The organism is Streptomyces sp. NPDC001880, from assembly GCF_053594575.1.
Genome location: NZ_JBSFET010000002.1, coordinates 203138 through 222848, shown reverse-complemented (window position 1 = coordinate 222848; position 19711 = coordinate 203138). Strand labels below are relative to the sequence as shown.

Genomic DNA, 19711 nt, shown 5'->3' with positions numbered 1-19711 from the left:
CGCGGCTGATGATTCCATGCAGCAGAGAGCGACGTTTCACGTGAAACACGATGCCCCTGCAGCCTAGCTACAGGGGCACGACACTCCGCATGGAGACGTATGGCTACATGCCGGAAGCACAGTCGACAGCTGGCGCATGCTGCACGTAGCGCTCGGGCCGCAGGGCGACCGGAGGCATCAGCGACGGCGCCTCGTACGACTCGTCCTGGCAGCCTTGGCCCTCTTCGCGGCGAACCTCACACCGCCCGGACTCTCACCGACCACCACACGCACCACCGTGGACATCGGGTCGACAACGCCCTCCCCGACATGCAGCACCTCGGTCTCCACCACACCGAGCTTGCCCAGGGCAGCCCGTGCCCCGGCGATCTCCTCCTCGGCGGTGTCCCCCTTGAGTGCCAGCATCTCTCCGTACGGGCGCAGCAGCGGAACTCCCCAACCGGCCAGCCGGTCCAGCGGGGCCACCGCACGAGCCGTCACCACATGCACCGGCTGAAGCGAGCCCAGCACCTCCTCGGCCCGGCCACGCACCACCGTCACATGATCCAGACCCAGCAGCTCCACGACTTCCTGGAGGAAATTCGTGCGCCGGAGCAGGGGCTCCAGCAAAGTGATCTTGAGATCCGGTCGCACCAGCGCCAGCGGGATACCGGGAAGACCCGCACCCGAACCCACATCGCAGACCGTGACCCCCTCGGGCACGACCTCGGAGAGCACCGCACAGTTCAGCAGATGCCGCTCCCACAGCCGCGGCACCTCACGCGGGCCGATCAGCCCCCGCTTCACTCCGGCATCCGCCAGCAGCTCCGCGTAGCGGACAGCCTCCGGGAAGAGCTCGCCGAAAACCGCCCGCGCCCCTTCGGGCGCCTGGGGAAGCTCTACTTCCGCCGTCACGGGAACCGTCCTTCCGTACCGCACTACCGCACTGTGAGTGGCTGACTATCAGGCTGACAAAGATCGGCCCCGCCTGTGAACAGACGGGGCCGACAGAACTAGGGTCCGGTCAGGCCGGGAGGACGACGACGAAGCGCTCCGGCTCCTCGCCCTCGGACTCGCTGCGCAGACCGGCGGCCGCCACCGCGTCGTGGACGACCTTGCGCTCGAACGGCGTCATCGGGGCCAGCTTCACCGGCTCGCCGGTGCTCTTGACCTCATTCGCGGCCTTGGCGCCCAGCTCGGCGAGTTCCGCCCGCTTCTTGGCCCGGAAGCCTGCGATGTCCAGCATCAGTCGGCTGCGGTCTCCGGTCTCCCGGTGAACTGCGAGCCGCGTCAGCTCCTGGAGCGCCTCCAGCACCTCACCGTCGCGACCCACGAGCTTCTGCAGATCACGCGCCGAGTCGCTGATGATCGAGACCGCGGCCCGGTCCGCCTCGACATCCATGTCGATGTCGCCGTCGAGGTCGGCGATGTCGAGCAGACCCTCAAGGTAGTCCGCTGCGATCTCGCCCTCCTGCTCAAGGCGGGTCAAGGTGTCGCTGCCCTCAGCGGCCGTGGAGGTGGTGCCTTCCGTCACGGATGGACTCCTTCTTACTTCTTGGACGGGTGCTTGGGCCGCTGCGGACCCTTGCGCTGTCCGGACTTGGCTTGGCGTGAGGAGCCGGACGCGGGCTTGCCCGCCGGCTTGGGCTTTGCGTCCTGCGTGTCCTGCTTCTGCAGGGAGGTCTTGGAGCCCGATTCGGTGGAACCGGTGTCCTTGGCCCCTGCCTGCGCGGCACCGGTCTGGCGCTGGGCCTTGGTCTGGCGCTTGGGCTGCTGACGCCGCTGGGCGGCTCCGCCCTCGGCCTCGGCGGCAGCGGTCTCGCTCTTGATCACCGTGCCGTCCTCCTGGGCGGCGAAGCCCAGCTTGGCCAGTCCGGTGACGAACTTCCGCTCGATGTCATTGCGGTCCGGGCCCTTGGCCACGATTCGCTTGACGGTGTTGCGCCGGGTCCTGCCGCGGACCTCGCCGTGAGCGGTCACGCTCTTCAGCAGACGCGTCAGGTACTGGTCCTGCGCCTTGCTGCCCGGGGTCGGGTTCTGGTTGATCACGTACATCTGCTGACCCATGGTCCAGACGTTGGTGGTCAGCCAGTAGACGAGAACACCGACGGGGAAGTTGATGCCCATGCCGGCGAAGATCAGCGGGAAGATGTACATCAGCATCTTCTGCTGCTGCATGTACGGCGTCTTGACTGTCAGGTCGACGTTCTTCGTCATCAGCTGGCGCTGGGTGAAGAACTGCGACGCCGACATCAGGATGATCATGACCGCGGTGACGATCCGGACATCGGTGAGAGAAGCACCGAGAGCCGCGGCTTCCTCCGGGGTGTTCATGAACTTGGCGGCGAGCGGAGCACCGAAGATGTGTGCCTGACGGGCGCTGTCGAGCAGTGTCTGGTCGATGACACCGATCTTCTCGTTCGAGGCAATGGCCGACAGCACGTGATACAGGGCGAAGAAGAACGGCGACTGCGCCAGGATGGGAAGGCACGAGGAGAGCGGGTTGGTACCCGTCTCCTTGTACAGCTTCATCATCTCTTCGGACTGACGCTGCTTGTCGCTCTTGTAGCGCTCCTGGATCGCCTTCATCTTCGGCTGGAGCACCTGCATGTTGCGGGTCGACTTGATCTGCTTGACGAAAAGCGGGATCAGGCAGATCCGGATCAGCACCACCAGGGACACGATGGACAGGCCCCAGGCCCAGCCCGTGTCGGGTCCGAAGATCGCCCCGTACAACGTGTGGAACTGGACGATGACCCATGAGACGGGCCAGGTGATAAAGCTGAACAAACTGGCAATCGTGTCCACTAATCAGGCTCCTTGAGCATTGGGCGAAGTCTCTGAGGCCTGGTTCGGGGGTTCGGTGACCGATCCCCGGACAGGCACATCAGCGGCGGAGTCCCCGCCCTTGCCACCGCGCATGGCATTTCGCAGGAGTTCATGCCAACGCGGACGTTTGCGTGGTGGAACGTAATCCACGCCACCGGGTGACCACGGATTGCACCGCAGGATGCGCCAGGCCGTCAGCGCGGTTCCCTTGATCGCTCCGTGCCGGTCGATCGCCGTATATCCATAGTGGGAACACGACGGGTAGTAACGGCAGACAGGCCCGAGAAGTGGGCTGATCGTCCACTGGTACAGCTTGATAAGAGCCAGCAGCGGGTACTTCATCGCGCGCCCCCTCCCAGCAGCCGCTGGAGAGCGGCGTCCAGGTCTCGGGCCAGCTGTTCATGGTCGGCGTCGCCCGCACCGGGCAGCGCTCGTACGACAACCAGGCTACCGGGGGGCAGCAGGGCAAGCCGTCCGCGGACCAGGTGGCGAAGCTTCCGCTTCACCGCTGTGCGCACAACCGCTCCACCCACGGCTTTGCTGACAACGAAACCCGCACGCGGCGGGGGAGCATTCTCCCCCGTCACGTGCGGGTCCGTTGCACCGCTGCGTAGATGAACGACGAGTAGCGGGCGACCGGCCCGGCGTCCTCGACGTACTGCGGTCGCGAAGTCCTCGCGCCGCCTCAGCCGATTCTCGGTAGGCAGCACGTCATGACCTGTAAGCGATCAGGCGGACAGGTTGGCGCGACCCTTGCCACGGCGGGACGCGAGGATCGCGCGGCCGGCACGGGTGCGCATACGCAGCCGGAAACCGTGGGTCTTCGCGCGGCGACGGTTGTTCGGCTGGAAGGTGCGCTTGCTCACTAGGGGGCTCCAGAAATGACTCGTGTGTTGGCGGGACATCGCCTGGCTGTCACCGTGCGCCCACGAGAGACTCGCGTAAACGCTCTAGTGCACCGCTTCACAATCACAGATCGTGATCTTTGCCCATCGGAGGCAGGCGGCAGCAGCCATCGACAACTCGACCTGGTCACGGTACGCGCGGCTACGCCATCCGGTCAAACCGGCTCCACATCACCCCCCACTGTGCACAGGCTGTGGACAACAACTTGAACCACACGGGTCGCCCTGACTACCGTGGCTGAGTTACCGGCCTTTTTCTTCCTGCCTGCCGGTCCCCACCCATCCCGTCCCGAGAACCACACATTCGTGGGACCAGCGAGAGAGCGTGCCCTGTGGCTGACGTACCTGCCGATCTTGCCGCAGTGTGGCCACGAGTGCTGGAGCAACTTCTCGGCGAGGGCCAACAGGGCATCGAGCCGAAGGACAAACAATGGATCGAGCGCTGCCAGCCGCTCGCCCTGGTCGCCGACACCGCGCTGCTCGCCGTCCCCAATGAATGGGGCAAGCGCGTGCTGGAAGGCCGCCTCGCGCCGCTCATCAGCGAGACGCTGAGCCGTGAATGCGGCCGCCCGATCCGCATCGCGATCACCGTCGACGACTCCGCGGGGGAGCCTCCGAGCCCGCCCGCGCCTCCGATGCACCAGCCCCAGCAGCAGCACCGCTACCAGGGGCCGCAACGCGAGGAGCGGCAGCACAGCGACGCGTACGACGGCTACGGGCACCGGCCCTCGGACGACGGCATGCCGACAGCCCGGCCGGCCTACCCCGACTACCAGCAGCAGCGCCCCGACCCCGGCGCGTGGCCGCGCACCCAGGAGGACCTCTCCTGGCAGCAGCCCCGGCTCGGCGGATTCCAGGACCGCGAGGCCCCCGCGGAGCAGTGGCACGAGCCGTACGCCGGCGGCCGCCCCCAGCAGCCGCAGCACGACTACCGCCCGCAGCCGCCCGAGCGCCAGGGGTACGAGCAGCAGCGCCCCGAGCACCACGACATGCAGGAGCCCCAGCCCCAGCCGCAGCACCGGCAGGGCGGCGCCGGCACCGGACGGCCCGGCGGCGTCTCCGGGCCGATGGGCTCGCAGCCCGCTCCCACGCCCGGCCCCGGCGAGCCGGCTGCCCGGCTGAATCCGAAGTACCTCTTCGACACCTTCGTCATCGGCGCGTCCAACCGGTTCGCGCACGCCGCGGCGGTCGCGGTCGCCGAGGCCCCCGCCAAGGCGTACAACCCGCTCTTCATCTATGGGGAGTCCGGGCTCGGCAAGACCCACCTGTTGCACGCCATCGGGCACTACGCCCGCAGCCTCTACCCGGGCACCCGGGTGCGGTACGTGAGCTCCGAGGAGTTCACCAACGAGTTCATCAACTCGATCCGCGACGGCAAGGGCGACACCTTCCGCAAGCGCTACCGGGATGTGGACATCCTGCTCGTCGACGACATCCAGTTCCTCGCGAGCAAGGAGTCGACGCAGGAGGAGTTCTTCCACACCTTCAATACGCTGCACAACGCCAACAAGCAGATCGTGCTCTCCTCCGACCGGCCGCCCAAGCAGCTGGTGACTCTGGAGGACCGGTTGCGGAACCGTTTCGAGTGGGGTCTGACCACCGACGTGCAGCCACCGGAGCTGGAGACGCGGATCGCGATCCTGCGCAAGAAGGCGGTGCAGGAGCAGCTCAACGCCCCGCCGGAGGTGCTGGAGTTCATCGCCTCCCGTATCTCCCGGAACATCAGGGAGCTGGAGGGGGCGCTGATCCGGGTGACGGCCTTCGCCAGTCTCAACCGTCAGCCGGTGGATCTCGGACTGACCGAGCACGTGCTGAAGGACCTGATTCCGGGCGGCGAGGACTCGGCTCCGGAGATCACGGCGACGGCCATCATGGCCTCGACCGCGGACTACTTCGGTCTCACGGTGGACGATCTCTGCGGAACCTCGCGCAGCCGTGTGCTGGTGACGGCCCGCCAGATCGCCATGTACCTCTGCCGGGAGCTCACCGATCTCTCCCTGCCCAAGATCGGTGCGCAGTTCGGCGGCCGCGACCATACGACGGTGATGCATGCGGACCGGAAGATCCGCGCGCTGATGGCGGAGCGCCGCTCCATCTACAACCAGGTCACCGAGCTCACCAACCGCATCAAGAACGGCTGACGGACCGCCGCCGCACGCGCCCAAGGGCGCTCGAAGGGCCTCACAAGGCTCTTCGGGCGCCCTTTTCGCTGCCCGGACAGGCCTGCCCGGAGTCCGCCCGGAGACCGCCCGGAGGCTGTTCCAGGCTGTCCGGAGGCTCCTCGGAGACCGCGCGCAGGCCTCCGAAGACCGTCCGAAAGCCCACGGAGCCCGCCCAATGCCCTTCCGAAGTCCGCCCCGGCCCCCGCTCCCAACACTCCGACGCCGCCGCGGTGTTCGAATACCTGCCGCCATCCGCCCGTTCTCCACAGATCTGGGGAGTTTTCCTCCTCCACAGCCTGGGGATCCGGAGGTTGTCCATATTGCTTCCACAGGGGCGACTGCCGATACTCCATCAGGCCAGGTCAAGAGCCTGGGGATTTGTGGTCAACAGTGATCCACAGCCTGTGGATAAAATATTCGTCCACAGGGGGCTGATGATGTTGTCCACCGGCAGCCCACAGCCCGAGCCGCGTTGTCCCCAGCTCCCTGCTGCTTCTCCACACCTCTGTCCACTGTTCGGCAACGCGGGACCGCCTTTCACCGCACCGAGTGAAAGGCGTCACACCAAGAAGGTCGGTTGGGCTGTGGGGAACCTGGGTAAAGCTGGGGACAGCCCTGGGGAGAAACCCCCCTGTCCTGTGCATCGGGTGTGCAGAACTTTCCCGTGTCCACAGAAGCGGCGTGTTGTCCACCGATGCCGCCCACAGGGGCGGTGGACAAAAAACTGGGCTTGACCTGCGGCAACAGCGTTATCCACGGTTTCCACAGGCCCTACTACTACTGCCACATAGAGTTAGCCCGGAATCCGCTTCGAAGTGGGACCTGTGCACAACTCGGCGCCGGAGCTCTCCGAGCCTCTTGTCGCGACTTGACCACGAGCAGCACCGAGTGTCGGTGCCGTACGTCAGACTGGTCCCCGGCGTTCTTCCTGCCTCGTCGGCGGAAGACGCGATCGGACGACGAAGGCCAGCAGGGCGAGCGAGCAACAGCAGGAGGCGGTTCCGGTGAAGATCCGGGTGGAGCGCGATGTACTCGCGGAGGCGGTGGCCTGGGTGGCCCGTAGCCTCCCGGCCCGTCCGCCGGCGCCCGTTCTTGCGGGCCTTCTGTTGAAGGCTGAGGACGGGGCCCTCAGCTTCTCCAGCTTCGACTACGAGGTCTCGGCCCGGGTCTCGGTGGACGCCGAGGTCGAGGAGGACGGCACGGTGCTGGTCTCCGGCCGACTGCTCGCCGACATCTGCCGCGCCCTCCCCAACCGCCCGGTGGAGATTTCCACAGACGGTGTACGGGCGACTGTGGTCTGCGGCTCCTCGCGGTTCACACTCCACACCCTTCCTGTGGAGGAGTACCCGGCGCTTCCCGAGATGCCGACCGCCACGGGCACCGTCCCCGGCGAGGTCTTCGCATCGGCCGCCGCCCAGGTCGCCATCGCCGCGGGCCGTGACGACACACTGCCGGTGCTGACCGGTGTGCGGATCGAGATCGAGGGCGACACCGTCACCCTCGCCTCGACCGACCGCTACCGCTTCGCGGTCCGCGAGTTCCTCTGGAAGCCGGAGAACCCGGACGCCTCGGCTGTCGCCCTGGTGCCCGCCAAGACGCTGCTCGACACCGCCAAGGCTCTGACCAGCGGTGACACGGTGACCCTGGCGCTCTCCGGCTCGGGTGCCGGTGAGGGGCTGATCGGTTTCGAGGGCGCGGGCCGGCGTACGACCACGCGGCTGCTCGAAGGCGATCTGCCGAAGTACCGCACGCTCTTCCCCACGGAGTTCAACTCGGTCGCGGTCATCGAGACCGCCCCGTTCGTCGAGGCCGTCAAGCGTGTGGCGCTCGTTGCCGAGCGGAACACCCCGGTGCGGCTCAGCTTCGAGCAGGGCGTGCTGATCCTGGAGGCGGGTTCCAGCGACGACGCACAGGCTGTGGAGCGGGTCGATGCGGTGCTGGAGGGCGACGACATCTCGATCGCCTTCAACCCGACCTTCCTGCTGGACGGGCTGAGCGCGATCGACTCCCCGGTCGCCCAGCTCTCCTTCACGACGTCCACCAAGCCCGCGCTGCTCAGCGGCCGCCCGGCTGTGGACGCTGCGGCGGACGACGCGTACAAGTACCTGATCATGCCGGTCCGCCTCTCCGGCTGACCCGCTCATCGGTCCTGTCGCGACGGATTCCGACGGGCATGCTCGGCGCCGAGCATGCCCGTCGGCCCGTCCCCTGCCGGGCGTAGGCTCGTCCTTGGGTACGAATCGGCACAACGCTTAAGGAATCTCTGATGGAGCTCGGTCTCGTCGGCCTCGGCAAGATGGGCGGCAACATGCGCGAGCGCATCCGCCGCGCAGGCCACACCGTCATCGGATACGACCGCAACCCGGACGTCTCCGATGTCCACAGCCTCGAAGAGCTTGTGGGCAAGCTGAAGGGTCCCCGGGTCGTCTGGGTGATGGTTCCGGCCGGAGCTCCGACCCAGGCCACCATCGACGAGCTCGCCGGTCTCCTCTCGCCCGGCGACATCGTCGTGGACGGCGGGAACTCCCGCTGGACCGACGACGAGAAGCACGCCGTCGAGCTGGGCATCAAGGGCATCGGCTTCGTGGACTGCGGTGTCTCCGGCGGCGTCTGGGGCCTGGAGAACGGCTACGCGCTGATGTACGGCGGCGACGCCGAGAACGTGTCGAAGGTCCAGCCGATCTTCGACGCGCTGAAGCCGGAGGGCGACTTCGGTTCCGTCCACGCGGGCAAGGTCGGCGCCGGCCACTTCGCGAAGATGGTCCACAACGGCATCGAGTACGCCATGATGCAGGCCTACGCAGAGGGCTGGGAGCTCCTGGAGAAGGTCGACTCCGTCACCGATGTGCGCGAGGTCTTCCGCTCCTGGCAGGAGGGCACGGTCATCCGTTCCTGGCTGCTCGACCTGGCGGTCAACGCGCTGGACGACGACGAGCACCTCGACAAGCTCCGGGGCTACGCCGCCGACTCCGGCGAGGGCCGGTGGACGGTGGAGGCCGCGATCGACAACGCGGTGCCGCTGCCCGCGATCACCGCGTCGCTCTTCGCGCGTTTCGCCTCGCGCCAGGACGACTCCCCGCAGATGAAGATGATCGCCGCGCTGCGCAACCAGTTCGGTGGTCACGCGGTCGAGAACAAGAAGTAACCGCAACGGGAAGCGGGCCAGACATCCGGTCCGCTCCACGAAGCACGGAGCAGGAAGCCGGGAAGGTCGGCGTACACCATGCATGTCACGCATCTCTCGCTGGCCGACTTCCGCTCGTACGCCCGGGTCGAGGTGCCTCTCGACCCGGGCGTCACCGCTTTCGTGGGGGCCAACGGCCAGGGCAAGACGAATCTGGTCGAGGCCGTCGGCTACCTCGCGACGCTCGGCAGCCACCGGGTCTCCTCCGATGCGCCGCTGGTGCGGATGGGCGCGGACAGGGCTGTCGTCCGTGCCGCCGTGACGCAGGGAGAGCGTTCGCAGCTGATCGAGCTCGAACTCAATCCCGGCAAGGCCAATCGGGCTCGTATCAATAGATCGTCGCAGGTCAGGCCGCGTGACGTGCTGGGGATAGTGCGTACGGTGCTGTTCGCGCCGGAGGACCTGGCTCTGGTCAAGGGAGACCCCGGGGAGCGTCGGCGCTTTCTCGACGAGTTGATCACGGCTCGTTCGCCGCGGATGGCGGGGGTGCGCTCGGACTACGAGCGGGTGCTGAAGCAGCGGAACACGCTGCTGAAGTCGGCGGCGATGGCACGTCGGCACGGCGGCAGGTCGATGGACCTGTCCACGCTCGACGTGTGGGACCAGCATCTGGGACGGGTGGGTGCGGAGCTGCTGGCGCAACGGCTGGATCTGCTCACGACCCTGCAGCCGCTGGCGGAGAAGGCGTACGGGGATGTCGCGCCGGGCGGTGGCCCGGTGGCGCTGGAGTACCGCAGTTCGGTCGGGGCCGGTGTGGAGTCGGCCCGTACCCGCGAGGAGCTGTACGAGCTGCTGATCGCCGCCCTGGCGGGGGTCCGCAAGCAGGAGATCGAGCGGGGTGTGACCCTGGTCGGTCCGCACCGCGACGATGTGCTGCTGGGGCTGCGCGGGATGCCGGCCAAGGGATACGCGAGCCACGGTGAGTCCTGGTCGTACGCGCTGGCGCTGCGGCTGGCTTCGTACGATCTGCTGCGCAGCGAGGGCAATGAGCCGGTGCTGGTGCTGGACGATGTCTTCGCGGAGCTGGACGCGCGGCGCCGTGAGCGGCTGGCGGAGCTGGTGGCCCCGGGCGAGCAGGTGCTGGTGACGGCCGCGGTGGACGACGATGTTCCGGGCGTGCTGGCGGGGGCGCGGTACGCGGTGTCCGCGGGTGAGGTGGAACGGCTGTGAGCGGCCGCGGCGAGGGGCACGGGGAGCCGGCGCGGGAACGTTCCGGCGGGGGGAAGGCTGCGGAGCCCTCGGGTGTCGATCTGGCGCGGGTGGCGTTGCGCGCGGCCAAGGAGCAGGCGCGGGCGCGTGGTGCTGCCGCGCAGCAGAAGAAGCAGGCCAGGCGGGGTGGGCTGCGCTCGGGCGCGCGGGCCGATGGGCGTGATCCCTTGCCGCTGGGTTCTGCGATCAACCGCCTGATCACCGAGCGCGGCTGGGAGACGCCCGCGGCGGTGGGCGGGGTGATGGGGCGCTGGCCGCAGATAGTCGGTGAAGATTTGGCCAATCATTGTGTGCCGCTGCGGTACGACGAGGACCCGGACGAGCGGGTGCTGACGGTGCAGTGCGACTCGACGGTGTGGGCGACGCAGCTGCGGTTGCTGGCGCCTCAGCTGGTGGCCCGGCTGAATGAGGATCTGGGGCAGGGAACGGTCCGGTTCATCAAGGTGCTGGGGCCCGGCGGCCCGCAGCGCAGGTTCGGTCCGCTGCGGGCGCCGGGGAGCACGGGTCCGGGCGACACCTACGGCTGACCTGGGCTTTTCTCTGAGATCGGGCGGTGCCAAAGCCTTTCCCGGGCCACTGCGAAGTCCTCCCTCGGGCCCGCTTTCGAGCCGTCCCGGGCCCGCTTCCGGGCCGTCCTCGCGCTCTGCGGGGGCACTGTCCGTCGAGTCCGTTTTGTGCAGGTATGCGGTGGTTGAAACCATGCGCTGGAGATGGGGTGTCCCTCACGGTAGCGGGAGGTTGACAGGCCGAAGCGCTCAAGGCCCGCGTGAGCCTCCTGAGGGCCCTTCCTGAATATGGGGAGTCGTCAGCCGCTCATTCAGGGCGGCACATGCGTACTCAGGTACCGGCAAACCCCCATTCATGTCAGCGCTACCGGTAGAATGGTCGACAATCCCGCATCCTTGCGGGAGTCGTCGATACAAGCCGAACGACGCAGCCGCTCCCGTTTGCCCGGAGAACGGCCTGTGCTGTGCCAGAAAGGGCGCTTCGTGGCCGATTCCGGCAACCCCAACGAGAACATTCCGTCCACACCCGGTGAGAGCGCCGAGGCTGTCGCCGCGGGCGAGACCGCGGCAGCGAGCGAGGCCAGCTCCTCGTACGACGCCAGCGCGATCACCGTCCTCGAGGGCTTGGACGCGGTCCGTAAGCGACCTGGCATGTACATCGGTTCCACCGGTGAACGCGGTCTCCACCACCTCGTACAAGAGGTGGTGGACAACTCGGTCGACGAGGCGATGGCCGGGCACGCGGACACGATCGATGTCACGATCCTCGCCGACGGCGGGGTGCGCGTGGTCGACAACGGCCGCGGTATCCCGGTCGACATCGTGCCGTCCGAGAAGAAGCCCGCGGTCGAGGTCGTGCTGACGGTGCTGCACGCCGGCGGCAAGTTCGGCGGTGGCGGTTACGCCGTCTCCGGCGGTCTGCACGGTGTCGGTGTCTCCGTGGTCAACGCCCTGTCGTCGCGGGTCTCGGTCGAGGTCAGGCGGGACGGTTACCGCTGGACCCAGGACTACAAGCTCGGTGTGCCGACCGCTCCGCTGGCCCGTAACGAGGCCACCGAGGAGTCGGGGACGTCCGTCACCTTCTGGGCCGACGGGGACATCTTCGAGACGACCGAGTACTCCTTCGAGACCTTGTCGCGCCGCTTCCAGGAGATGGCGTTCCTCAACAAGGGCCTGACGATCAAGCTCACCGACGAGCGCGAGTCGGCGAAGGCGACGCTGGGCGCGGAGGTTGCCGAGGTGGCCGAGGTCGCCGAGGCGGAGCAGGCCCGCACGGTCACGTACCACTACGAGGGCGGCATCGTCGACTTCGTGAAGTACCTCAACTCCCGCAAGGGCGACGTCATCCACCAGTCGGTGATCGACATCGAGGCCGAGGACAAGGAGCGCCTCCTCTCGGCCGAGATCGCCATGCAGTGGAACACGCAGTACAGCGAGGGGGTCTACTCCTTCGCGAACACGATCCACACGCACGAGGGCGGTACCCACGAGGAGGGCTTCCGCGCCGCGCTGACCACGCTGGTCAACAAGTACGCGCGTGAGAAGAAGCTGCTGCGCGAGAAGGACGACAACCTCACGGGTGACGACATCCGCGAGGGTCTGACGGCGATCATCTCGGTGAAGCTGGGCGAGCCGCAGTTCGAGGGCCAGACGAAGACCAAGCTGGGCAACACGGAGGCGAAGACCTTCGTCCAGAAGGTCGTCCACGAGCAGCTCACGGACTGGTTCGACCGCAATCCGAACGAGGCGGCCGACATCATCCGCAAGGGCATCGCGGCGGCCACGGCCCGTGTCGCGGCCCGCAAGGCGCGTGACCTGACCCGTCGCAAGGGGCTCCTGGAGAGCGCCTCGCTGCCGGGCAAGCTGTCGGACTGCCAGTCCAACGACCCGACGAAGTGCGAGATCTTCATCGTCGAGGGCGACTCCGCCGGTGGTTCGGCCAAGTCCGGTCGCAATCCGATGTACCAGGCGATCCTGCCGATCCGCGGCAAGATCCTGAACGTCGAGAAGGCCCGGGTCGACAAGATCCTGCAGAACACCGAGGTCCAGGCGCTGATCTCGGCCTTCGGCACCGGGGTCCACGAGGACTTCGACATCGAGAAGCTGCGCTATCACAAGATCATCCTGATGGCGGACGCCGATGTCGACGGGCAGCACATCAACACCCTGCTGCTGACGTTCCTCTTCCGCTTCATGCGGCCGCTGGTCGAGGCCGGGCACGTCTACCTCTCCCGCCCGCCGCTCTACAAGATCAAGTGGGGCCGGGACGACTTCGAGTACGCGTACTCGGACCGCGAGCGCGACGCCCTGGTCGAGCTGGGCAAGCAGAACGGCAAGCGGATCAAGGAAGACTCGATCCAGCGCTTCAAGGGTCTCGGCGAGATGAACGCCGAGGAGCTGCGCGTCACCACGATGGACGTCGACCACCGGGTCCTCGGCCAGGTCACGCTGGACGACGCGGCGCAGGCCGACGACCTCTTCTCGGTGCTGATGGGCGAGGACGTCGAGGCACGGCGCTCGTTCATCCAGCGCAACGCCAAGGACGTCCGCTTCCTCGACATCTGAGTCGGCCGCACCAGCAAGCCGCCGCCCGAAAGGATTTTGACCAGCAATGGCCGACGAGAACAACCCTGTGACACCTGAAGAGGAGCCCGCCGTCGCCGGTGTGGGCATGCGTGTCGAGCCCGTGGGGCTCGAGACGGAGATGCAGCGCTCCTACCTCGACTACGCGATGTCCGTCATCGTCTCGCGTGCGCTGCCGGACGTACGGGACGGTCTCAAGCCCGTGCACCGCCGGGTGCTGTACGCGATGTACGACGGCGGCTACCGGCCCGAGAAGGGCTTCTACAAGTGCGCCCGTGTCGTCGGTGACGTCATGGGTACGTACCACCCGCACGGTGACTCGTCGATCTACGACGCACTGGTGCGTCTGGCACAGCCGTGGTCGATGCGCATGCCGCTGGTGGACTCCAACGGCAACTTCGGTTCGCCGGGCAACGACCCGGCCGCAGCGATGCGGTACACCGAGTGCAAGATGATGCCGCTGTCCATGGAGATGGTCCGGGACATCGACGAGGAGACCGTCGACTTCCAGGACAACTACGACGGCCGCAACCAGGAGCCGACGGTTCTGCCGGCGCGCTTCCCGAACCTGCTGGTCAACGGTTCGGCGGGGATCGCGGTCGGTATGGCGACCAACATCCCGCCGCACAACCTGCGCGAGGTCGCGGACGGCGCGCAGTGGTACCTGGAGCACCCGGAGGCCTCGCAGGAGGAGCTCCTGGACGCACTGATCGAGCGGATCAAGGGCCCGGACTTCCCGACCGGCGCGCTGGTCGTGGGCCGCAAGGGCATCGAGGAGGCGTACCGCACCGGCCGCGGCTCGATCACGATGCGCGCGGTCGTGGCGGTCGAGGAGGTCCAGAACCGGCAGTGCCTGGTCGTCACGGAGCTTCCGTACCAGACCAACCCCGACAACCTGGCGCAGAAGATCGCCGACCTGGTGAAGGACGGCAAGATCGGCGGGATCGCCGACGTCCGTGACGAGACCTCGTCGCGTACCGGTCAGCGTCTGGTCGTCGTGCTGAAGCGGGACGCGGTCGCCAAGGTCGTTCTGAACAACCTGTACAAGCACACCGATCTGCAGACCAACTTCGGCGCCAACATGCTGGCGCTGGTCGACGGTGTGCCGCGCACCCTCTCGATCGACGCGTTCATCCGGCACTGGGTGACGCACCAGATCGAGGTCATCGTCCGGCGTACGAGGTTCCGGCTGCGCAAGGCGGAGGAGCGGGCGCACATCCTGCGCGGTCTGCTCAAGGCGCTGGACGCGATCGACGAGGTCATCGCGCTCATCCGGCGCAGCCAGACGGTCGAGGTGGCGCGCGAGGGCCTGATGGGCCTGCTGGAGATCGACGAGATCCAGGCCAACGCGATCCTGGAGATGCAGCTGCGCCGGCTGGCCGCGCTGGAGCACCAGAAGATCACGGCCGAGCACGACGAGCTCCAGGCGAAGATCAACGAGTACAACGCGATCCTGGTGTCGCCGGAGCGGCAGCGGAGGATCGTCAGCGAGGAGCTGGCGGCGATCGTCGAGAAGTTCGGCGACGACCGGCGTTCCAAGCTGGTGCCCTTCGAGGGCGACATGTCCATCGAGGACCTGATCGCCGAGGAGGACATCGTCGTCACGATCACGCGCGGCGGCTATGTGAAGCGCACGAAGACGGACGACTACCGCTCGCAGAAGCGCGGCGGCAAGGGCGTGCGCGGTACGAAGCTCAAGGAAGACGACATCGTCGACCACTTCTTCGTGTCGACGACGCACCACTGGCTGCTGTTCTTCACGAACAAGGGCCGGGTGTACCGGGCGAAGGCGTATGAGCTCCCGGACGCCGGCCGTGACGCCCGCGGTCAGCACGTCGCCAACCTGCTGGCCTTCCAGCCGGACGAGCAGATCGCCCAGATCCTGGCGGTCCGCGACTACGAGGCCGCGCCGTATCTGATCCTGGCCACGAAGGGCGGTCTGGTGAAGAAGACCGCGCTGAAGGACTACGACTCGCCGCGTTCCGGTGGTGTCATCGCCATCAACCTCCGCGAGACGGCAGACGGCTCGGACGACGAGCTGATCGGTGCGGAGCTGGTTTCGGCCGAGGACGATCTGCTGCTCATCAGCAAGAAGGCCCAGTCGATCAGGTTCACCGCGACGGACGATGCGCTGCGCCCGATGGGCCGTGCCACCTCGGGTGTCAAGGGCATGAGCTTCCGCGAGGGCGACGAACTGCTCTCGATGAATGTTGTCCGGCCGGGTACGTTCGTGTTCACTGCCACCGACGGCGGGTACGCGAAGCGGACTCCCGTCGACGAGTACCGGGTTCAGGGCCGCGGCGGCCTGGGCATCAAGGCCGCCAAGATCGTTGAGGACCGGGGCTCGCTGGTCGGCGCGCTGGTGGTCGAGGAGACGGACGAGATCCTCGCCATCACGCTCGGCGGTGGTGTGATTCGTACGCGAGTCAATGAAGTCAGGGAGACGGGCCGTGACACCATGGGCGTCCAACTGATCAATCTGGGCAAGCGCGATGCCGTTGTCGGTATTGCCCGTAACGCCGAAGCCGGTCGTGAGGCCGAAGAGGTCGAGGGGTCCGAGGACGCCGAGGCCGCGACGGCGGAGGGTGCCGAGAGCACGGTCGAGGGCAATGTCGAAGGCACGTCGCCTTCGGCCGGGGAGCACGAGGAGTAGAGCGTGAGTGGAGCCACGGGCGCCGGTTCGGCCGCTTCCGGAGCAGGAGCGAACGGTGCCCGTGGCCCTGCCACGGACTCCCAAGGGGGCATTGTGACGGACACCCGGGGGCCTCAGCCCCAGTACGAGGGCTATGCGACCGGGCCGTTGCCGGGTGAGCGCGAGCCCGCATCGGGACAGGCGAGCGGGCCGTACCACCCGCCGCAGGCGTATCCCTCGCCCGCGGGCGAGACGCAGGGCGGCCGGCCGCACGGCACACAGGGCGGCGGGCAGGCGGCCCGGCGGCCGCGGACGGGGGCGCGGACGACTCCGCGTACCCGCAAGGCACGGCTGCGGGTGGCCAAGGCCGATCCGTGGTCGGTGATGAAGGTCAGCTTCCTGCTCTCCATCGCGCTCGGCATCTGCACGGTGGTGGCATCCGCGGTTCTGTGGATGGTGATGGACGCGATGGGCGTCTTCTCCACCGTGGGCGGAACGATCAGCGAGGCGACCGGTTCGAACGACAGCAACGGCTTCGATCTCGAGTCGTTCCTGTCGCTGCCGCGGGTTCTCATCTTCACCTCGGTCATCGCGGTGATCGATGTGGTTCTGGCGACCGCGCTGGCGACGCTGGGCTCCTTCATCTACAACCTGTCGGCGGGTTTCGTGGGCGGTATCGAGCTCACGCTGGCCGAGGACGAGTAGGGCGCCGGATATCGATTTTGGGACTGGCCCCGACGTGCGCTAATCTTCAGAAGTCAGCGCAACAGCGCGGCGGGGCTATAGCTCAGTTGGTTAGAGCGCATCCCTGATAAGGATGAGGCCACAGGTTCAAATCCTGTTAGCCCCACCAGTACGAAGGCCCCTCACCGGAAACGGTGAGGGGCCTTCGGCGTATCCGGCCGACGGGCGGGGCGGCGGCGGGGTGCGTACGGCCGGTGCGTATGCGCGGTGCGTACGGGTGGAGTGTGCGGCCGACGTGCGTGGCCGGAGCCGGCCGGACCGTGGATCTGATCCGCCGCCAGGCGCCTGGGACCGTCGTGTGCCTGGGGCCGCCGGAGCGTTCGACGGCGTCGGTGTGGCGGTCGGCGCCGGCTCCGGCGGACGGGGAGGCCCCTGGGTGGCACGGAGAAGCCCCCGTCCGGTGTGAACCGGCCCGGGGGCTCTGTACGTCAGTTGAGCGGCTCTCAGGGCGGAAGGAGGGACGCGTCCCCCGCCGGGGCCCCGTGGGCGGTGCGGGCCACGTTCCTGGTGTGTGTGATGTCCGTGGTGTCGGCGGACAGATGCCGGGTCGCGGGTGAGGAGCCGTGTGCCTCGGCGCGGATGCGCTGCTTCATCGTGGGTGGCAGCGCCCTGTCGCGCGGAAGGGTCCATCGCACCGACGGGGTGGTCGCGGTTGCCGCGGTCGCACCCATGTGTTCCTGGGTCGTGGTGGTCGGCTCCGCGGCGCTCTGCTCCGTGGCCGCCGCCGGGGTGCTCATGAGCCCCAGCGCGGCGAGCAGTGCGAAGAAGGCGGTGACGAAGGCGGTCCAGATGTTCTTGGGCTTGAAGGTGCTCATGGCCCCTCGCTCTCGGGTGGTTCGGTTTGCTTACCTTTCTGATGATGTGGACGTGCCCTGAGATTTCATGGACCGACGCCGCCGATCTGCCGATCTTCGGATGAACACCACTCATATGGTTCAAGCGGCTCCGACGAGCTTGTGCCGGGTCGCGGATCGCGCCCGGATCCCCAGGTCGGAGCGGTCCCCCGGACGGTCGCTCTTCCCCGGGAGCCGGTTGGGTTGCGGGCAGGTCACCGGTTGATATCGGCCGGTGTGTATAGTCGGGCGGCAGAAGTCCCCTACGTCAAGGAAAGACGAGGTCGCGCGGTGAAGAAGCTTCTCCTGGTCGCACTGGCCGCCATCGGCGGGCTCCTCGTGTACCGCCAGATCCAGGCGGATCGCGCCGAGCAGGATCTGTGGACGGAGGCGACTGACTCCGTGCCCGCAGGTTCGGGTGTGTGAGACAGAACAGCCTGATTGCGGGCCCCGGTCGCTGAGCGGCCGGGGCTTCGTGCTGTTGCGGGACCGTGACGCTGGGCGCGCGAGCCGCGGACATCGCGGAGAACCCGCGGATCGGTGTGGTGCTGCGGGTGTCGGTCCTCGGTGACGAGCTGGCCGGCCCCGAGCACCACGCCCCCGCCGCAGCGAAGAAGGCGGACAAGAGGGGCAATTCGATCAAGGTCGAAGACAGCAGTGGTTCGGGCGGGGCAGGATGGACCGGCATCGCGGCCGCTGCCGGGGCGGGCGCCGTGGTGGTGGTGCTCGCGGGGCCGGCGTTCGTTCGCGGGCGTCGCGGGCGGGCCGCACAGACGACGAGGGGAAGCGCGTGATGAGGCAGCGCAGCAGGGGCCGGGTGGCGCTGGCCGCGGTCGCGGCGATGTGCACGGCGGCGGCGCTGCCGGGCCAGGCGTTCGCGGCCGGGGAGCCCGCCGCGTACACCTTCGATCCCGGGGCGAAGGAGATCGATGGTGCCCAGGCCAGCACCGATGCGTCGGCGCTGAGGCCCGGATCGGTCTACAAGAGCTCGATCAAGCCCGGCGAGAAGCTCTACTACCGCCTCGACCTCGACGCGAAGACGAACGCCTACGTCTCGGCGGTGGCCGTGCCCAGGGGCGGCGGCCAGGTCGCCTACGGGGACGGGATCAGGGTCAGCATCCGCAACAGCACGGACCTCCAGTGCAGTTCGGACGACGCGCGGTTCGAATCGGCGGAGTTCGCCCGGCCGATCGCCACGTACGCCTACCGGATCACGGACAAGGACAGCAGCACCTGCCAGGAGGCCGGCACGTACAACGTCCTGATCGAGCGGGAGAGCAAGGAGACCTCGGCGCCCGACGAGTGGGACCTGGAGCTGCGCTACGCGTCGGAGCCGCAGCTGAAATCGGCCGGTTCGATGCCGACCGACGCGCCGGAGGACTGGCCGTCGGCCTCGCCCGTGCCGCCCACCGCTGCCCCGCAGAAGCGGTCGGGCGGCACCAGCTACAACGACGCGACCGGTCTGGAGACCGGTGAGTGGCAGGAGAAGGACGGCATCGAGCCGGGGCAGACCCTCTTCTACCGGGTGCCGGTGGACTGGGGCCAGCAGCTCTACGTCACCGCGGACCTGAGCAACAGCAACGCCTCGGACGAATACATCGGCAACGCGCTCGCGCTCTCCCTCGACAACCCGGCACACGGCCACGTCGACTCCGCGACGCCGCTGTCGTACTCCGGGAAGCCCGCCTCCGTGTCGCTGGATCCGCTGCCCCCGGTGGCGTACGAGAACCGCTTCGACTCCAACGGCAACATCAGCGCGATGCGGTTCGCCGGCTGGTACTACCTGTCGGTGACACTCAGCCCGGAGGTCGCGAAGTCGTACGGCGACAAGGCGATCGGGCTGACCCTCAAGGTCAAGGTCGAGGGGGAGGCCCGGAATTCGCCGTACAAGGGGGACGCCGGGATCTTCTCGGTCACGCAGGACGACAAGGACATGGCGAGGAGCGGCCTGAGCGCCCCGCAGGCGGCCAGGAGCGACAAGATGAAGACGGTCGCAGTGGCCGGGATCGGCGCGGGTTCGGTGCTGGTGCTCGGGCTCGGGGTGTGGACGCTGCTGGCCCGGCGCCGCGCCGCGAGCACCGCCCCGGCGGGCCCGTCCGCCGACGCGCAGCCGTACGGGGGCCCGCCGCAGGCCTGGTAGCCGGG

The 19711-nt window shown here is 67.8% G+C and carries 18 protein-coding genes and 1 tRNA gene; 12 read left to right on the top strand and 7 right to left on the bottom strand.

Translation table 11 applies throughout. The features are described 5' to 3' along the window. Positions 1–177 precede the first annotated feature (177 nt). The 6 genes from rsmG to rpmH form a co-directional block, all read right to left on the bottom strand. A complete protein-coding gene (gene rsmG / locus ACWCQ6_RS02525; RefSeq protein WP_451084922.1) occupies positions 178–894 on the bottom strand; it encodes a 16S rRNA (guanine(527)-N(7))-methyltransferase RsmG in 717 nt (238 codons plus the stop codon). A 109-nt stretch (positions 895–1003) separates the two neighbouring features. Then, positions 1004–1513, bottom strand: a complete 510-nt coding sequence (locus ACWCQ6_RS02520; RefSeq protein ID WP_451084921.1) for a Jag family protein — start codon at positions 1511–1513, stop codon at positions 1004–1006. Positions 1514–1527: 14 nt separating this feature from the next. Continuing rightward, a complete protein-coding gene (yidC, locus tag ACWCQ6_RS02515; protein WP_451084920.1) occupies positions 1528–2787 on the bottom strand; it encodes a membrane protein insertase YidC in 1260 nt (419 codons plus the stop codon). Positions 2788–2790: 3 nt separating this feature from the next. Further along, on the bottom strand, positions 2791–3150 hold the full coding sequence (yidD, locus tag ACWCQ6_RS02510; RefSeq protein ID WP_451084919.1) for a membrane protein insertion efficiency factor YidD: 360 nt from the start codon (positions 3148–3150) through the stop codon (positions 2791–2793). Then, positions 3147–3518, bottom strand: coding sequence for a ribonuclease P protein component (gene rnpA / locus ACWCQ6_RS02505; protein ID WP_451084918.1), 372 nt, complete (start codon positions 3516–3518; stop codon positions 3147–3149). The genes yidD and rnpA overlap by 4 nt, the downstream gene beginning before the upstream one ends. An 18-nt stretch (positions 3519–3536) precedes the next feature. Beyond that, positions 3537–3674: a 50S ribosomal protein L34 gene (gene rpmH, locus ACWCQ6_RS02500; RefSeq protein ID WP_030930485.1), complete on the bottom strand. Its 138-nt coding sequence runs from the start codon at positions 3672–3674 to the stop codon at positions 3537–3539. Between the two features lie 371 nt (positions 3675–4045). Here rpmH and dnaA point away from each other — a divergent pair, with 371 nt between their 5' ends. The 9 genes from dnaA (at position 4046) to ACWCQ6_RS02455 (ending at position 16842) form a co-directional block, all read left to right on the top strand. Beyond that, entirely contained in the window at positions 4046–5854 is a 1809-nt protein-coding gene (gene dnaA / locus ACWCQ6_RS02495) for a chromosomal replication initiator protein DnaA (protein WP_451084917.1), read from the top strand. Positions 5855–6879: 1025 nt separating this feature from the next. After that, a complete protein-coding gene (dnaN, locus tag ACWCQ6_RS02490; RefSeq protein WP_451084916.1) occupies positions 6880–8010 on the top strand; it encodes a DNA polymerase III subunit beta in 1131 nt (376 codons plus the stop codon). A 131-nt stretch (positions 8011–8141) separates the two neighbouring features. Continuing rightward, positions 8142–9020 (top strand): phosphogluconate dehydrogenase (NAD(+)-dependent, decarboxylating), encoded by an 879-nt coding sequence (gene gnd / locus ACWCQ6_RS02485; protein WP_451084915.1) that lies wholly within the window; start codon positions 8142–8144, stop codon positions 9018–9020. A gap of 78 nt (positions 9021–9098) precedes the next feature. Further along, positions 9099–10229 carry a DNA replication/repair protein RecF gene (gene recF / locus ACWCQ6_RS02480; protein WP_451084914.1) on the top strand — a complete coding sequence of 377 codons (1131 nt, stop codon included), beginning with the start codon at positions 9099–9101 and terminating at the stop codon, positions 10227–10229. Further along, positions 10226–10795, top strand: a complete 570-nt coding sequence (locus ACWCQ6_RS02475) for a DUF721 domain-containing protein (protein ID WP_451084913.1) — start codon at positions 10226–10228, stop codon at positions 10793–10795. The genes recF and ACWCQ6_RS02475 overlap by 4 nt, the downstream gene beginning before the upstream one ends. A gap of 438 nt (positions 10796–11233) precedes the next feature. Continuing rightward, complete coding sequence (gene gyrB, locus ACWCQ6_RS02470; RefSeq protein ID WP_451084912.1) at positions 11234–13339, top strand: DNA topoisomerase (ATP-hydrolyzing) subunit B; 2106 nt, start codon at positions 11234–11236, stop codon at positions 13337–13339. 46 nt (positions 13340–13385) lie between these two features. Then, positions 13386–16010 (top strand): DNA gyrase subunit A, encoded by a 2625-nt coding sequence (gene gyrA / locus ACWCQ6_RS02465; RefSeq protein ID WP_451084911.1) that lies wholly within the window; start codon positions 13386–13388, stop codon positions 16008–16010. 93 nt (positions 16011–16103) lie between these two features. After that, on the top strand, positions 16104–16694 hold the full coding sequence (locus ACWCQ6_RS02460; protein ID WP_451084910.1) for a DUF3566 domain-containing protein: 591 nt from the start codon (positions 16104–16106) through the stop codon (positions 16692–16694). Positions 16695–16765: 71 nt separating this feature from the next. Next, positions 16766–16842 (top strand) — tRNA-Ile (locus ACWCQ6_RS02455). Between the two features lie 334 nt (positions 16843–17176). Here ACWCQ6_RS02455 and ACWCQ6_RS02450 read toward each other — a convergent pair. Next, positions 17177–17548, bottom strand: coding sequence for a DUF6344 domain-containing protein (locus tag ACWCQ6_RS02450; RefSeq protein WP_451084909.1), 372 nt, complete (start codon positions 17546–17548; stop codon positions 17177–17179). A gap of 309 nt (positions 17549–17857) precedes the next feature. On the opposite strand from ACWCQ6_RS02450, the gene ACWCQ6_RS02445 reads away from it, so the two are divergent. The 3 genes from ACWCQ6_RS02445 (at position 17858) to ACWCQ6_RS02435 (ending at position 19706) form a co-directional block, all read left to right on the top strand. After that, positions 17858–17992 carry a DLW-39 family protein gene (locus tag ACWCQ6_RS02445; protein ID WP_003958712.1) on the top strand — a complete coding sequence of 45 codons (135 nt, stop codon included), beginning with the start codon at positions 17858–17860 and terminating at the stop codon, positions 17990–17992. Positions 17993–18057: 65 nt separating this feature from the next. Then, on the top strand, positions 18058–18360 hold the full coding sequence (locus ACWCQ6_RS02440; RefSeq protein ID WP_451084908.1) for a hypothetical protein: 303 nt from the start codon (positions 18058–18060) through the stop codon (positions 18358–18360). Further along, positions 18360–19706 (top strand): hypothetical protein, encoded by a 1347-nt coding sequence (locus ACWCQ6_RS02435; protein ID WP_451084907.1) that lies wholly within the window; start codon positions 18360–18362, stop codon positions 19704–19706. The genes ACWCQ6_RS02440 and ACWCQ6_RS02435 overlap by 1 nt, the downstream gene beginning before the upstream one ends. Positions 19707–19711: the final 5 nt, after the last annotated feature.